Origin of the sequence: Kineococcus sp. NBC_00420, from assembly GCF_036021035.1 — a bacterium.
Classification (GTDB): Bacteria; Actinomycetota; Actinomycetes; order Actinomycetales; family Kineococcaceae; genus Kineococcus.
Genome location: NZ_CP107930.1, coordinates 3,029,480 through 3,044,798, shown reverse-complemented (window position 1 = coordinate 3,044,798; position 15,319 = coordinate 3,029,480). Strand labels below are relative to the sequence as shown.

Sequence of the window (15,319 nt, the reverse complement as noted above, 5' to 3'; positions counted from 1 at the left end):
GGAATCTGTCGCGGAGGGAGATCCGATCCCCTCGGCTCCGCTCCGGACAGCCGGGCGGGATGCGGGGTTCACACGGGATCCTGGTCCCCCGAGCCGAACTCACGATCCGCGAGACCCGCCTAGCAGGTCTCGTCGTGGTACGCCTCGTCGCCGCGCGGCACGACGTCGCGGTCGCGCAGGAGGACCGAGATCCTCCTGCCCTGCACCGCGCAGGCCGTCGTGTACGCGGTACGGGGGTTGTCCGTGTACTCGACCTCGAGGACGTCGTCCCCGTAGACGTCGGTGTAGTCGTCGCACTCGGAGTAGTTCTGGCACTCCTCGGCGATCGCGAAGTCGAACCCCACCGAATCCCGGCCGGTCGATCCGAGGCTCCCCGCGTTCTTCTGCGCGATCGCGAGACCGTCGGCGTGGGCACGGTCCGCCAGCAGGGTCGCGTACGCGACGGCGTCCGCCTCGGTCAGCCTGCCGCCCGACCGCGTCCACGTGTCGAGGTTGTCGGGTTCGACGGCCTCGAAACCGTCGTCGCGGCAACCGTCGATCCAGCCGCCGACGATCTCCGCGACGTCGGCCCGCTTCCCGGCGGTGGAGACGTCCAGGAAGAACTCGCCTGGCCAGTCCGGGTCCTCCACGAGGCCGCCGTCCTCGTCGCGCAGCAGCAGGTCCGGGTGCGACCCCGTCCAGAACGCATCCTCCGCGGGTTGGGTCTGGAACGCGTTGACGTAGCAGATGTCGTACGTCCCCCCGGCGGGCCCCGCGGACCGGTCGCGGTCGACGATCGCCACGGAGGCGTCGGGGGTGTAGGCACCGCCGATCTGGTAGTCGAAGCGTCCGTTCGCCGGGAGCCGTTGCGGGGCAGCGGTACCGGATGTACCGGACGTCCCGGACCCACCGGTGACGAGCAGGGCCGCGCACAGCCCGAGCGTCGCGAGGGGTGTGGTGAGACGTCGCACGGGGGTCGCGTCAGAGTCGCAGGAGACCCGCGACCTTCAGCACGGCGGCCCCGGCCTCGTCGGAGGCGTCGAGGTCGACCTCGGCGACGATCCCCCAGTCCCGGTCACCCGCCGGGTCCTCGAGGACCTGACGCACGTACCAGTTCCGCTTCGAGCCCTTCGCGTCCGGCCCGGAACCGTCGTCGACCTGCAGCAGGTGCGGACCGCGGGCGTCGGGGCCGGTGCCGATGGTGTCGTGGTCGTCGTAGTACGCGTCGAGCTGGTCGCCCCAGGTGCCCTCGTCGGGGGACCCCTCGAGTTCCGCGAGCGCGGCGGGCCGGTCGAGGGCGCAGAGTTCGACGAACCGGAACATCGCGTTGCGCACCAGGACGCGGAAGGCGCGGGAGTTCGCGGTGACGGGCGGGGTCTCCTCCTCCTGCGGTGCCGCGCCGTTGTGGGGGACGTTCTCGACGTCGGCCGGGTCGACGCCGTCGCGCAGCGCCTCCCACTCCGCCAGCAACGAGGAGTCGGTCTGGCGCACGACCTCCCCGAGCCACTCGACGAGGTCGATGAGTTCCTCGGTGCGGGCGTCGTCGGGGACGGTCTGCTTGAGGGCCTTGTAGGCGTCGGAGAGGTAGCGCAGGACGAGACCCTCGGAGCGGGCCAGCTGGTAGTACTGGACGTAGTCCCCGAAGGTCATCGCGCGTTCGTACATGTCGCGGACGACGGACTTGGGTTTCACCTCGTAGTCGCCGACCCAGGGGTTCCCGGTGCGGTAGGTCTCGTAGGCGCCGCGCAGTTCCTCGGCCAGCGGCTGCGGCCACTCGACGTCCTCGAGGAGTTCCATGCGTTCCTCGTACTCGATGCCGTCGGCCTTCATCCGTTGCACCGCCTCCCCCTTGGCCTTGGAGCGCTGGGCGAGCAGGATCTTCATGGGTTCGTCGAGGGTCGCCTCGATGACGGAGACGACGTCGAGGGCGTAGGTGAGGGACTCGGGGTCGAGGAGTTCGTCGATGACGGCCAGCGCGTACGGCGACAGCGGCTGGTTGAGCGCGAAGTCGAGCTGCAGGTCGCCCACGAGGCGGACCTGACGTCCGTCGGCGAGGGGTTCGGGCAGCGTCTCGATGATCCCGGCGTCGAGCAGGGCGCGGGCGAGTTCGACGGCGCGCCGGACGTGCTTGATCTGGTTCTTGCGGGGTTCGTGGTTGTCCAGCAGCAGGTGCCGCATGGCCTCGACGGGGTTCCCCGGGCGCTGCAGGACGTTCAGCAGCATCGACGTGGTGACCCGGAAGTGCGACGTCAGCTGTTCGGGTTCACCGGCGACGAGCTTGTCCATGGTCGCCTGCGACCAGGAGATGAACCCCTCGGGCGCCTTGACCCGCTGGACGCGCTTGAGCTTCTTGGGGTCGTCACCGGCGCGGGCGACGCGACGGGCGTTCTCGACCTCGTGCTCGGGAGCCTGGACGACGACGGTGCCCGCGGTGTCGAACCCGGCCCGCCCGGCCCGGCCGGCGATCTGGTGGAACTCCCGGACGCGGTAGTGGCGGTTGCGGCGGCCGTCGAACTTGGTCAGCCCCCCGAAGAGGACGGTGCGGATGGGGACGTTGATGCCGACGCCGAGGGTGTCGGTGCCGCAGATGACCTTGAGGAGCCCGGCCTGGGCGAGGGTCTCGACGAGGCGCCGGTACTTCGGCAGCATCCCGGCGTGGTGGACGCCGACGCCCATCCGCAGCAGCCGGTTGAGGACCTTGCCGAAGCCGGCGGCGAAGCGGAACCCGCCGATGGCGTCGGCGATGGCGTCGCGCTGCTCGCGGGTGGCGATCTTCGCGCTGGTCAGCGACTGCGCCTGCTCCACGGCGGCGGCCTGGGTGGAGTGCACGACGTAGACGGGGGCCCGGTCGGTGTGCAGGAGTTCCTCGACGGTCTCCTGCAGCGGGGTCGTCGCGTAGGAGTAGTGCAGCGGGACGGGCCGTTCCACCGAGGTGACGCTGGCGGTGGGCCGCCCGGTCCGCCGGGTCAGGTCCTCGCGCAGGGCCGTGGTGTCGCCCAGCGTCGCCGACATGAGCAGGAACTGCACCTGCGGGAGCTCGACGATCGGGACCTGCCAGGCCCAGCCGCGGTCCGGGTCGGCGTAGAAGTGGAACTCGTCCATGACGACCTGGCCGACGTCGGCGAAAGCTCCGGAGCGCAGCGCGACGTTGGCGAGGATCTCGGCGGTGCAGCAGATGATCGGTGCGCCGGGGTTCACCGAGGCGTCGCCCGTCATCATCCCGACGCGTTCGGCGCCGAAGACCTCGACGAGGGAGAAGAACTTCTCGCTCACGAGGGCCTTGAGCGGCGCGGTGTAGAAGGACCGGATCCCGGCGCTCAGCGCGGCGGCGTGGGCCCCGGCGGCGACGAGGGACTTGCCGGAACCGGTCGGGGTGGCGAGCACGACGTTGGAGCCGGCGACCACCTCGATGAGCGCCTCCTGCTGCGCGGCGTACAGCTCGATGCCGCGTGAGGTCACCCACGTCGAGAACGCCTCGTAGACGAGGTCGGGGTCGTCGTCGCCCGGGGCCGGCAGCAGGTCGGTGAGCTGGGGGGTGTCTGTGGTCGCAGTCATGGCGCGCCCATCGTCGCACCGCGGGACCCCGCTCCGCTGGACGAGTGCCCGCGGGCGCCGCGACGACGCGCTGGTGATCGCTCCTGGTGCTCACAGGGTTCGTGCAGCATCCTGACCTGACGCACCACGACGACAGGGGTGAGCACGATCGACGAGAGCCTGTCCCGGGAGCACCACGTCCGGCGACGCGCGGAGCAGGTGCGCGCGGACCTGGAGGCGCTCTGGGGTGACGACCTCCCCCCGGGCCCCGACCCGCGCACCACCGAGCTGGTGGACGCCCTGGCCCTCGACGACGACCACGGCCGGACCGCCGGCCTGCTGGTGCAGGGGGACGCCATCCCCTTCCACCTGCTCGTCCGCCTGCTCGCGACGAGCAGCGTGGGCGAGGCGGTCCTGACGGAGCTCCCCCCCGAGCTGCGGGCCCGGGTCGACCTGGCGGTGGCGACGGTGGACCCGCTGGCGATGGCGGCGTGGGCGGCGACGCGGGGACTGCCGCAGACCCCGTCCGGGGCGTTCGCGATGCACGTCGACCCCCCGGTCATCGACCTCGACGAGCGGGTGAGCGGACTGCTGGGGTTCCCCGCGCGGCAGCACCGGTTGCCGTGGGCGGAGTCGATGCGCAACGTGCACCCCGCGGACGTGGGGCTGGTGGCCGACGCGACGCGTCACGCGTTCGAGAAGCAGGCGTCGTTGAGCATGCGGTTCCGGGTCCTGCACGAGGACGGCAGCGTCCTGTGGGTCTCGACCGTGGGCCACGCCCTGGCCGGGGAGGACGGGGGGACCGAGCAGGTCGTGGGCTTCACGATGCCCAGCCCCTGACCCGGGGCGTCAGGAGATGAGACCGTCCTGGCGGGCGACCGCGGCGGCGGCGGCGGAGGAGCGCACGCCGTACTTGCGACGCACCGAGGCGAGGTGCTGGGCGACGGTGTTGGGGGCGAGGCCGAGGCGCTCGGCCACGACGGATCCGGGGCACCCGTCGGCGATCATCTGCAGGATCTCCTGCTCACGGGCGGTGAGGCTGACCCCGGGGCGGGCGGGGGCGGTTCCGCGCCCGGCCTCCTCGAGGGCGCGGTAGCGGGCCTCGGAGACGACGACGAAGCGGTTGCCCGCCGCGTCCTCGACGATCATCCGGCGGTCGCCGTCCGCGACCGTCCGCAGGACGTCGCCCCACCAGTCGTTGGGGACCTGGACCCGGTTGCCGTCGACGACCGCCACGTTGTTCTGCTCCATCCTGGTGTTCTACCTCTTCACGCCGCTGGTCCACTGGTCCTGGCTCGCTGTGGTGCCGGTGTCGCACGGGAGCGGCTCACTCCGTTCTGAAACGTTCGGGGTGTGACCGACCGTTCTGAACCCCGCTGTCAAAACACCACCCGACCGGATGAACCGTCGAGGACCCCGGAGGAGGCACGGTGAGCCTTCCCCTCAATGTCCCACAGAGTCGCCTCGCGGGGCCCTCCGGCGCAGGAGGAGTCCCACGACGAGGACGACGACCAGCGCGCTCCACGAGACCCACGGACCCACCTCCTTGCGGTAGCCCAGGGTGAGCGCCTCGACGGACGGGCTCATCCCGTCCACCAGCCCCGGCACGTAGGCCAGCGCGAGCAGCGTCAACCTCCCCGTCAGCACCCCCGTCAGCACCCCCGTCGAGGACGGAGCCGCGAGGGCCAGGGCCAGCGGCCCCCACAGCAGCAGGTCGTACCAGGGCAGCTCGTAGGCCGTCCCCAGCAGGTACCCGGCGGCGAGGACCGTGCTCACCCCCGCCGCCCGCGTCAGGGCGTCACCGCGCACCAGCAGGCGCCACCAGGCGAACGCCACCGCCGCCATCACCAGCACCATCCCCGGCAGCAGCCACCCGCGCGGCATCCCCGCCTCGACCAGCGGGCGCCAGACCGTGGCCAGCGAGACGTAGCGGCTCGCGGTGCGGGTCTGGTCGTAGGCGTGCGGGCCCGCCCAGACGTGCGCGGGGACCAGCAGCAGCAACGCCCCCGCCGCACCCCGCAGCAGCCACCCGCGGGTCAGGTACCCGCCCGCCCGCGCGGCGAGCAGCACCCCGAGGGCCACCGCGCCGTAGGGCAGCTTCGTCCCGACGGCGACAGCGAGCGCCACCCCCGCCCAGAACGGGTGGCGACGCGCCGCGAGCAGGGTCGCGAGCGCCGCGGTCCCGGCGAGCACGTCGGCGTGGGCGCCGCTGAGCCCGACGGTCAGCAGCAGCGGGTTCGCGGTCCACAGCAGCTGGGCCCGGGCCCGCCGCTGCGGGTCGCGCACCGCGACCCGCAGCGCCAGGGCGCTCGCGAGCCACGCGAGCAGCAGCAGGACCTGCCAGCACGAGACCGTCGTGCGCACGGAGTCCCCGCCCCCGAGGGAGGCCAGCGCCATGAGCAGCGCCCCGACGGGGCCGTAGACGGAGGTGGTGGAGCGCCACGGGTCGCGCACCGCGGAGGTCACCGGGTCGTGCCCGCCGGCGAAGGTGTCCGGCGGCTGGCTGTAGGGGTCGCCGCCGAGCGCCGCGATCCGGCCGTAGGCGGCGTAGCTGAGGTGGTCGGCGGAACCGACGGGGGGCAGCAGCGTGAACAGCACCGCGCCGATCAGCGCGACGAGCACGAACCGGCGCGGGTGCCACCCCCGGGCCACGGCCCGCCAGCCGGCGAGCAGCGCACCGCCCCCGGACAGCACGGACGCGGCCAGCAGCGCCGTCACCAGCCCCGACGACGGCCGCAGGCCCAGGTCGAAGGACCCGGCGCCGCTCCCGAGCGGGGGGACGGCGGCGGAGGGGCCGGCGAGCGCGACGGCGGCCCAGCAGAGCAGGGACAGGACCAGACACCCGCCGGCGAGGCGCACCGGGGTCAGCGGTCGCTCAGACACCAGTGACGCGACGGAGCACGTCGGCGAGGCGGCGCCGTCCGAGGGCGCGGGCGACGTCGCGGTACTGCGCCGCGCGGTGCAGCTGCGAGCGCCAGTCGGAGCCGGTGACCCGGTGGTGCAGGTCGCAGGGCACCTCGCGCACCCGGAACCCCGCGCGCAGCAGGTCGATCGTCAGCGCGGTCTCGACGCCCCAGCCCGGGGCCAGCGGCAACGCCGCCTCGAACGCGGCCCGGGTCAGGCAGCGCATCCCCGACAGCGGTTGCTCCGGCGACCAGCCCGCGGCGGCCACGGTCCCCTTGCGGGACAGGCCGACGACGAACCCGTGCCCGCCCCCGGCGGTGGACTGGCGGGGCAGCACCGCGATCGTCATGTCCGCGGCCCCGGCCAGCACGGGCAGCGCCAGCGGCCAGGTCCGCACGGCGCTGTCGGCGAGGTCGGCGTCGACGAAGAGGAGCGGACGGGCGCGCAGCCCCTCGCGCGGGCGGGCCGCCTCGAACTCCGCGACGGCGCGGGCGCCGGTCTGCATCGCCGCGGCCTTGCCGCGGTTGCGGGCGTGGGCGACGACGAGCGCCCCCGCGTCGCGCGCGGCCTTCGACGTGGCGTCACCCGACCCGTCGTCCACGACCACGACGAGGTCGACGTCGGGCAGCGAACGGACCGCGCGCACGGTGGCGGCGATCCGGTCCTGCTCGTCCTTGGCCGGGATCACGACCGCGACGGTCGGGGACGGGCTCAGGGGTGGCACCCGGCGAAACTAGCGCAGCCGCAGGCCGAGCACCGTGACGTCGTCGTCCGCGGCCCCACCGGTGTCGCCGGTCTCGCCGGTCTCGACCATCTGCGCGACCAGCGCCTCGACGATCTCGGCCGGCGTGCCGTACGCCTGGTCGTGGAAGTGCCCCAGCACCTCCGCCAGCCCCTCGGTCAGCGACCGCGTGCGGGTCTCGACCAGCCCGTCGGAGAACACGACCAGCGCGCTGCCCGGCGCCAGCCGCACGTCGAGGACGTCGCGGCGCGGGTCGCCCTCCACCCCGATCGGCACCCCCGGGGGGACGTCGAGGTAGTGCGGGCCCTCGCTGCACGTCAACGGGGGCAGGTGCCCGGCACTGGCCGCCGACAACCGGCCGTCGCGGTGCAGCACGCCGTAGAAGATCGTCACGAGGTCCTCGCCGCCGCCCGCGGCAGCGCAGGCGTCGAGGCCGCGCAGCACCGCCGTGGGGTGCGGGTCGATGAGGGCCAGGGTGCGGACCTGGGTGCGGACCTCGCCCATCACCGTCGCCGCGCGCACCCCCCGGCCCATGACGTCACCGAGCACGACGGCGACCCGGTCACCGCTCAACGGGATGATCTCCGCCCAGTCGCCGCCGACCTCGACCCCCGCGCTCGTCGTCGCCGAGCGGTGCGTCGCGAGCCAGTCCACGTCCGGCAACGGGCCGGGCCGCAACGCCTCCTGCAGCACGGTGGCCTGGTCGCGCTCGGTCTCCAGCAGCTGCATCCGTTCCAGGGCGCTGGAGACCTGCCCCGCGAAGGCGAGCAGGAACTCCCGCTCCTCCTCGTCGTCGACCCCTGGTTCGGTGAAGCCGAGGGTCAGCGTCCCGAGGCGACGACGACGGGTGGCCAGCGGCAGCACCGCCCACGCGGTCTCGCCGGCGGCGTGGGCGGCCTCGAAGTTCCCGCGGACCACGTCGGAGAGGCCCGCGATCCCGCGCGCCCCGACGAGGTAGCGCCCGCTGGCCCCCGCGAAGGCGGTGAGCTGCTCGAGGGTCACCTCGGGCACCTGCCCGGTACGGCGCTCGCGGTCGGTGAGCATGCGGTGCAGGCTCAGGGCCGACCCCTCGCCGTCGGCGAGGAGGACGGTGGCGCGGACGGCTCCGAGGCCGTCGAGGCAGACGCGCAGGACGGCGTCGAGCAGCTCCGGGTAGGTCGTGGCGGTGGCGATCGCGGCGGTCAGCGCCTGCAGGGTGCGGGTGCGCCGGGTGGCGCGGGCCCGGTCGGTGACGTCGTCGAGGGACCCGACCCACTCCAGGACCTCGGAGTCGGGGGCGGTGGGCTCGCTGAGCACGGGGACGGCGACGGCGGCGAGGGTCCGCCAGCCGTCGGGGGTCGCGATCCGGAACCGGAAGCGGGTCCCGGAGCGCGCGGCGACGGCGTCGCGGAAGGTCCGCAGGACGGCGGGCAGGTCGTCGGGGTGGACGTCGTGCTGCCAGGCCCGGCCGCCGACGTCGGCGCGGCCGGTGAGCGCGGTCCAACCGGGCATGGTCCCGGTGACGCCGTGCCCCGGGCGCACGGTGAACACGTCGAGCGACCCCGCTTCGGCCAGGGTCCGGTAGCGACGTTCGGAGATCCGGGCCTCGCGCAGCAGGCTGGCCCGTTCGACGGCGAGGGCGCACTGCCCGGCGAGGGTGGCCGCGAAGACCTGCTGCTCCCCGTCGAGGGACCCCTCGCGGGTGAAGCCGAACCGGAGGACGCCGACGAGCTTCCCGCGAGCCAGCAGCGGGTACATCGCCCAGGAGTGCTCGCCCTGGGCCAGGACGCTGTCGTTGAGCCCGCCGGGTCCGCCCCCGAAGCGGGCCGCCAGCTCGGCACGGTCGTGCAGCAGCACCGGACGCGACGTGCGGGCCGCTTCGGCGCTGGGCGTCGCGGAGGCCAGCGGGACGGGCCGTCCGACGCCGAGGCCGGTGAGGTCGCCCTCGGCGGGCAGCTGCGGGACCAGGACGGTCCCCGTCTCGTCGAGCAGGGAGACCCCGCAGGTGCTGGTGGCGAGGACGTCGCGCCCGGTGCGCAGCACGGCGGTGACGGCTTCTCGGACGTCGAGCGCCGCGGCGAGTTCGGTGGCGGTGCGGTGCAGTCGCTCGAGGGCAGGGATGGCCGCCGACGAGTCCACGCAGTCGCCTCCGGTCCGGGTCACCGATCCGGCCGGTGCCCGATCGTGACCGAACCGTAGCCGAACCATCCGCGCTGGGTGGTCGATCAGCGGCAGGGAGTGACCGAACGGGTCAGTGCGGGTGATGCCTCGTCGGACCGCCGAAGGAGGCCCACACCGTGCGGCTGAGGTTCTCGAGGTTCTCCACGACACCCCACTCGTCGGCGAGGCCGTCGACGATGAACAACCCCCGACCGCTGGTGTCGGACTCCCCCGCGACGCGTTGGTGGACCATCCGACCGGGCGAGCCGCCGTCGGTCACGGCGATCTCGACGTGCGGCTGCACCTCGACGGTGATCTCGCACTGCACGTGGATGGCGCCGTCGCCGAGGGGCCGGGCGTGCCGGATGGCGTTGCCCACGATCTCCGAGAGGACGATCTCGATCTCGGCCGTGGCCATCTCGTCGAGACCCGCCCCGTCGAGGACACCCCGGACGACGTGTCGTGCCCGTGGCACCGACGCCGCGTCGTGGGCGAAGGTCGCCCAGTGCGTGGCCGGCACGGGTCGTGCTCCCGTCGGCATGGTTCCCTCTCGTCGCGTCCCTGTCTGACCGAGCCACGGGTACCCGGGGTCCGGGGAAGTCAAACCTGGGACTCCACGGCCCCGCGGAACGGGACACCCGGAGACCTGCCGGACTCCCCGCCGCAACGTGGCCGAAACGTCACCGGGTCTGCGGGGGTCCCGTGTGACGGCCAGGTGAACTTCCCCGTCGGCGGGTGTCCTTCCCGGACGACCTCGTGCGACGGTGAGATCCGTTGCTGCCCACTGGAGGTCGTCGTGAAGCTGCCCGTGCAGACCTGGTTCGACAGGTCGACGTCCCGTGCGCGGGACTGGCCCATCGACCGCCTCCGCGCCCAGAAGGCCGGCACCCGGGTCAGCGTGGTGCTGCCCGCCCTCGACGAGGAGGCCACCGTCGGGCGGGTCGTCCGGATGGTCCACCGACTGGCCCACGACACCGGTCTCGTCGACGAGATCATCGTCATGGACTCCGGCTCCACCGACGACACCGCACGGGTCGCCACCGAGGCCGGCGCGACCGTCCACCACCGCGACGAGGTCTTGCCCGAGGTCGGGTCCCGCCCCGGCAAGGGCGAGGTCCTGTGGAAGTCCCTCGCGGTCACCACCGGCGACGTCGTCGTCTTCGTCGACGCCGACCTCGTGGACCCCCAGCCGCAGCTCGTCACCGGCCTGCTCGGCCCGTTGCTCACCGACCCCACGGTCGAGCTGGTCAAGGGCTGCTACGACCGCCCGCTCGAGGGCGCCGGGTCCACCTCGGGCGGTCGGGTCACCGAACTCGTCGCCCGACCGCTGATCAGCCGCTTCTACCCGGACCTGGCCGGGATGGTCCAGCCCCTGGCCGGGGAGTACGCCGGGCGCCGCCGCCTGCTCGAGGCGATCCCCTTCTGCGGCGGGTACGGCGTCGAGATCGCCATGCTCATCGACACCCTGGAACTGCGCGGACTCCCGGCGATCGCCCAGGTCGACCTCGGCCGCCGCCAGCACAGCCACCAGGACACCGCGGCCCTGGGCCGGATGGCCACCCAGATCACCCACGTCGTGCACCAGCGCGCCTCCGGGGAGCGCTCCGACGCGCCCTCGATCACCCAGTTCGCCCGCGACGGCTACGGCCACTACGCCCCCGTCACCCACGTCCTCGACACCGCGGAACGTCCCCCGATGAACACCGTCGCGGGCTACGCCCGGCGCACCGCGAAGGTCTCCTGACCCTCCCCCGCGGGGGCGGGTCCTTGCGGGAGACCGGTCGTCCGGTCCTAGGGTTCCTCCTGTGCCACCGCTCGACCGCGTGACCCTCGTCTGCGTCCCGGGGACGTTGTGCCCCCCGGCGGCCTACGCGGAGTGCACGCGGGACCTGGGAGTCGACGTCCGCACCGTGGGCTGGCTGGAGGACCCACCCCCGCACGACCTGCGCACCGTCGCGTCGCGCGTCGCCGCGCTCGTCCCCGGTCCCGTCGTCCTGTTCGGCCACTCCACCGGCGGAGTCGTCGCGGCGCTCGCGGGGCAGGCCCTCGGCGAGCGGCTGCGCGGGATCGCGCTCTGCGACACCGGCGCACACATGCGCACGCAGGGTGACGTCAGCCGGGTCATCGACCGGGTCCTCACCGGGTGGGGCCCGGAGTTCTTCGCGAGCTTCCTGGCCCGTTCGGTGGCGAAGCCGCCCGACGAACCGCTGCGCTCGCTGCTGCTCGGGTACCCCGCCCGGATCGAGCCCGAGCACGCCGTGCAGGCGCTGCGCAGCCAGCAGGCCCTCGACGTCAGCCAGGCGCTGCGCGGCCTCGACGTCCCGGCGCTGGTGATGCACGGCCTGCACGACGTCGCCCGCCCGGTCGCGGACGCCGAACGGGCGACGCGACTGCTGCCCGACGCCGAGCTGCACGTCCTGGACTGCGGGCACTCCCCGCCGTTCGAGCGGCCCGCGGAGGTCAACGACCTGCTGCGGGGCCTGCTCGAGCGGGTGGCTCAGCGGACGAACGGCTCCTGACCGGAGCTCGACTCCATGCCGCGGCCGGCCTCGGCCCACGCCGACATCCCGCCGTCGACGTTGACGGCGTCGTAGCCGTTGCGCTGCAGCCACTCCGTCGTCCGGCGCGAGCGGCCGCCGGAGCGGCAGACGATGTGGAGCTCACCGTCGGGGAGGTCCCCCAGTCGCTGCGGCACCTGGCCCATCGGGATGTGCACGGCGGAGGGGATGTGGCCCGCCTCCCACTCGTCGTCCTCACGGACGTCGATGATCACGGCGTCGTCGGCCAGGTCCGTCACCGTGGTGGTGCGGACCCCGTCGACGTCGAAGGTGTTCGAGTCGGTCATGCCCCGACCCTACGTCGCCCGGGGACGACGGGGGCTAGCGTGGCGCCTCGTGCGTGACAGCCTGCGAGACATCGCCCTCTTCAGTGGCTCGGCCCATCCCGAGCTGGCCCGGGCGGTGGCCGCGGAGATGGGCATCGCCCTCTCCCCCACCCGGGTGAGCCGCTTCTCCAACGACTGCCTCGAGGTCCAGCTCGAGGCCAACTGCCGCCAGCGCGACGTCTACATCATCCAGCCGCTGGTCCCCCCGGTGCAGGAGGCGCTGGTCGAGCTGCTGCTCATGCTCGACGCCGCTAAGCACGCCTCCGCCGGACGCGTCACCGCCGTCATGCCGCACTACGCCTACGCGCGCTCGGACAAGAAGGACGCCGGCCGCATCTCGATCGGCGGTCGCCTCGTGGCGGACCTGCTCGAGACCGCCGGCGCCGACCACGTGCTCGCGATGACCCTGCACTCCCCGCAGGTCCACGGGTTCTTCCGGATCCCCGTCGACCACCTGCACGCGCTGCACCAGCTCGCGACGCACTTCGACGGCGACGACCTCTCCAACACCGTCGTGGTCTCCCCGGACCTCGGCTACGCGAAACCCGCGGCCGCCTTCGCACGGATGCTCGGCTGCGGGGTCGCCGCCGGCGCCAAGCAGCGCTTCCCCGACGACCGGGTCGTCATCGCCAACGTCATCGGCGAGGTCACCGGCAAGGACGTCATCGTCCTCGACGACGAGATCGCCAAGGGCAGCACCGTCTTCGAGCTCGTCGCCCGCCTGAAGGAGCTGAAGGTCGCCAGCATCCGGGTGGCCTGCACCCACGGGATCTTCGCCGGCGACGCCCTCGACCGCCTCATCAAGCACCCCGACATCGACGAGGTCGTCTGCACCGACACCGTGCCGCTGCGCGGCGGCCCGCGCCCCGGGCTGTCCGTCATCTCGGTGGCCCCGGCGCTGGCGACCGCGATCCGCCACATCCACGAAGGCGAGTCCGTCAGCGCCCTGTTCCAGCACTGACCACCCGGGGTCGCCGGTCAGGCGAGTTCCGGCGGGAGTTCCCGGGAGTGCAGCACCACCATCGCGGTGACCGCGCGGGTGAGGCTCACGTAGAGGCGGCGCAGGCCGGTGCGCTCGTCGGGTTCCCCGTCGACGATGTCGGCGGGTTCCACGACGAGCACCCGGTCGAACTCCAGACCCTTGACCAGGCTCGCCGGGACCAGCGACACCCGTTGCTGCACATCACCTTCGACGACCTCGTCGAGCCGGGAGAACTCGACCCCCGCCGCGGTCAACGTCGAGGCCACCGCCTCGAGCGAGTTCGCCGCCACGACCACACCGACGGAACCCTCCTCGGCCAGCAGTTGCGCGGTGACCGTCGCCGACCACGCCACCGGGTCGGGAACCTCGAGGACGTCGAGGCGCCCGGGGTCGTCACGCACCGACGTCGGGACGGAGAGGTCGGGAGCGATGCGGGGCAGCAGTCTCGCCGCGTAGTCGATGACGGCCGAGGGGACGCGGAAACCCCGGTCGAGGACCTCGAGGCTGCCGTCGGGTTTCCCGAGGTGGCCGAGCACGTCGTCCCAGCTGCTCGCCGACCACGGTGTCGTCCCCTGGGCGATGTCGCCGAGGACGGTCGCCGCACCCGTGCTGCAGCGCCGGCCGACGGCGCGCAGCTGCATGGCGGAGAGGTCCTGCGCCTCGTCGAGGACGACGTGTGCGCGGGACCGGGTGCGCTGCAGCTGGTCGCCGATCTCGTCGAGGAGGACGCTGTCGGCGGCCGTCCACTTCGCGGTCCCCGCGGTGCGCGGGGGTCTCGGCCACAGCAGCAGGTCGCGTTCGGCCCCGGTCAGCAGGTCCTGCGAGTTCGCGACGAGGAACTCGCGGTCGGACAGCAGCCGCCACAGCACCTTCGCCGCGTCCTGGGCCGGCATCAGCAGCTTCACGGCCTTCCTCACCTCGGCGCTGCGGGCGACGGCGTCCTGCACCACGTCGTCCGGGGAGTCCCCCGCCGCTTCGAACAACTGCAGGACGGCGTGCGAGAGCCGTTGCGGCAGCAGGGCTCGCGCGGCCTCGTAGCGGATCCCGCGGTGGGTCAGCTCGTGCAGGAGGTCCTTGACGAGGTAGCCGGGGACCCGCCACCGCCGCGACCCGCGGGTGACGACGACGGCCCCGCTCTCGAGGACCTGCGCCGGGTCGCCCACGACCGACCACACCGCCCGGCGCACCACCTCGGCCATCCGCCCGTCCCCCTTGAGCGTGGCCACCGAGGGGGGTTCCTCACCGCGCAACCGCACCTCCTTGCGCCCGTCGCCCGCGACGGTCAGGAGTTCGGTGACGGTGCGCTGCTCGACCTCGACCTCACCCAGCGCGGGCAGCACGGCCGAGATGTGCGACAGGAACGCCCGGTTCGGCCCGATGACCAGCACGCCCTGCCGGGTCAGGCGCTCGCGGTGGGCGTAGAGCAACCACGCCGCGCGGTGCAGACCGACGGCCGTCTTCCCGGTTCCGGGGGCCCCCTGGACGCAGACCGTGGTCTGGGCGTCGGCGCGCACCAGGGCGTCCTGCTCGGGCTGGATGGTGGCGACGATGTCGCGCATGGGGCCGGAGCGTGGGCGCTCGATCTCGCGGGCCAGGATGGCGCTGGAGTGGTCCTGCTCGTGCCGGTCGACGAGGTGCTCGTCCTCGTAGGCCGTCAGCCGGCCCTCCTCGACCCCGAACCGGCGGCGCAATCGCACCCCCGCGCGGTCGTCGCGGGTGGCCCGGTAGAAGCCGCGCGAGACGTCGGCGCGCCAGTCGATGACGACGGGGTCGCCGTGGGAGTCGGTGACGTGGCGGCGCCCGATGTGCAGGCGCTGGCCGTCGTCGTGGTCGGTGCGACCGAAGAACAGCGTCGTCGACGGGTCGTCGACGAGGCTGAGGGCGCGGCGGTGCAGGGCCCAGGCGAGGGCCTCGTCGGCGATGGCGTCCCCACCGTCGGGGACGAGGGACAGCGTGTGCTCGCGCATGCGGGCGAGTTCCGCACGGGCGTGGTCGAGGTGGGACTGCTCGGCGGCGAGGACGCCGTCGTGGTCGGACACGGTTCCTCCTGAAGCTCGACCCGGTTCGTGAGAGCCGACTGATTCTGCCGGAATCGCTGCGGGACAACAACGTTGTGATCTCGACACCGTTCGCGGGATGATGAACGTGGTGGTTC

At 73.3% G+C, this 15,319-nt stretch carries 13 protein-coding genes; 4 read left to right on the top strand and 9 right to left on the bottom strand.

Annotated features, from left to right (window positions below; translation table 11 throughout):
• Positions 1-119: 119 nt before the first annotated feature.
• Together OG218_RS14930 and OG218_RS14925 are read right to left on the bottom strand one after the other, a co-directional pair.
• Entirely contained in the window at positions 120-950 is an 831-nt protein-coding gene (locus tag OG218_RS14930; RefSeq protein WP_328294017.1) for an endo alpha-1,4 polygalactosaminidase, read from the bottom strand.
• A 10-nt stretch (positions 951-960) separates the two neighbouring features.
• Complete coding sequence (locus OG218_RS14925) at positions 961-3,534, bottom strand: DEAD/DEAH box helicase (protein ID WP_328294016.1); 2,574 nt, start codon at positions 3,532-3,534, stop codon at positions 961-963.
• A 138-nt stretch (positions 3,535-3,672) separates the two neighbouring features.
• Here OG218_RS14925 and OG218_RS14920 point away from each other — a divergent pair, with 138 nt between their 5' ends.
• Positions 3,673-4,353, top strand: coding sequence for a PAS domain-containing protein (locus OG218_RS14920; protein WP_328294015.1), 681 nt, complete (start codon positions 3,673-3,675; stop codon positions 4,351-4,353).
• A 9-nt stretch (positions 4,354-4,362) separates the two neighbouring features.
• Here the strand turns inward: OG218_RS14920 and OG218_RS14915 are convergent, their stop codons facing one another.
• The 5 genes from OG218_RS14915 to OG218_RS14895 all read right to left on the bottom strand — a co-directional run bounded on the left by OG218_RS14915 (position 4,363) and on the right by OG218_RS14895 (position 9,818).
• Positions 4,363-4,764 carry a helix-turn-helix transcriptional regulator gene (locus tag OG218_RS14915; RefSeq protein ID WP_328294014.1) on the bottom strand — a complete coding sequence of 134 codons (402 nt, stop codon included), beginning with the start codon at positions 4,762-4,764 and terminating at the stop codon, positions 4,363-4,365.
• A gap of 192 nt (positions 4,765-4,956) precedes the next feature.
• On the bottom strand, positions 4,957-6,396 hold the full coding sequence (locus OG218_RS14910; RefSeq protein WP_328294013.1) for a hypothetical protein: 1,440 nt from the start codon (positions 6,394-6,396) through the stop codon (positions 4,957-4,959).
• Positions 6,389-7,141: a glycosyltransferase family 2 protein gene (locus tag OG218_RS14905; protein WP_328294012.1), complete on the bottom strand. Its 753-nt coding sequence runs from the start codon at positions 7,139-7,141 to the stop codon at positions 6,389-6,391. Before OG218_RS14905 ends, OG218_RS14910 begins: the two co-directional genes overlap by 8 nt.
• A gap of 9 nt (positions 7,142-7,150) precedes the next feature.
• Complete coding sequence (locus OG218_RS14900; protein WP_328294011.1) at positions 7,151-9,277, bottom strand: SpoIIE family protein phosphatase; 2,127 nt, start codon at positions 9,275-9,277, stop codon at positions 7,151-7,153.
• A 112-nt stretch (positions 9,278-9,389) separates the two neighbouring features.
• On the bottom strand, positions 9,390-9,818 hold the full coding sequence (locus OG218_RS14895; RefSeq protein ID WP_328294010.1) for an ATP-binding protein: 429 nt from the start codon (positions 9,816-9,818) through the stop codon (positions 9,390-9,392).
• Between the two features lie 276 nt (positions 9,819-10,094).
• Here OG218_RS14895 and OG218_RS14890 point away from each other — a divergent pair, with 276 nt between their 5' ends.
• Together OG218_RS14890 and OG218_RS14885 are read left to right on the top strand one after the other, a co-directional pair.
• The gene (locus OG218_RS14890; RefSeq protein WP_328294009.1) at positions 10,095-11,042 is read left to right on the top strand and encodes a glucosyl-3-phosphoglycerate synthase; all 948 of its coding nucleotides are present in this window, start codon (positions 10,095-10,097) and stop codon (positions 11,040-11,042) included.
• Between the two features lie 61 nt (positions 11,043-11,103).
• Complete coding sequence (locus tag OG218_RS14885; RefSeq protein WP_328294008.1) at positions 11,104-11,817, top strand: alpha/beta fold hydrolase; 714 nt, start codon at positions 11,104-11,106, stop codon at positions 11,815-11,817.
• On the opposite strand, the gene OG218_RS14880 is transcribed toward OG218_RS14885, so the two are convergent.
• On the bottom strand, positions 11,796-12,143 hold the full coding sequence (locus OG218_RS14880) for a rhodanese-like domain-containing protein (protein ID WP_328294007.1): 348 nt from the start codon (positions 12,141-12,143) through the stop codon (positions 11,796-11,798). The two genes, OG218_RS14885 and OG218_RS14880, sit on opposite strands and share 22 nt — an antisense overlap.
• Positions 12,144-12,204: 61 nt before the next feature.
• Between OG218_RS14880 and OG218_RS14875 the strand changes: the two genes are divergently transcribed.
• Positions 12,205-13,143 (top strand): ribose-phosphate diphosphokinase, encoded by a 939-nt coding sequence (locus OG218_RS14875; RefSeq protein WP_380162290.1) that lies wholly within the window; start codon positions 12,205-12,207, stop codon positions 13,141-13,143.
• Positions 13,144-13,160: 17 nt separating this feature from the next.
• Here OG218_RS14875 and OG218_RS14870 read toward each other — a convergent pair whose 3' ends face one another.
• Entirely contained in the window at positions 13,161-15,203 is a 2,043-nt protein-coding gene (locus OG218_RS14870; RefSeq protein ID WP_328294005.1) for a HelD family protein, read from the bottom strand.
• Positions 15,204-15,319 lie beyond the last annotated feature (116 nt).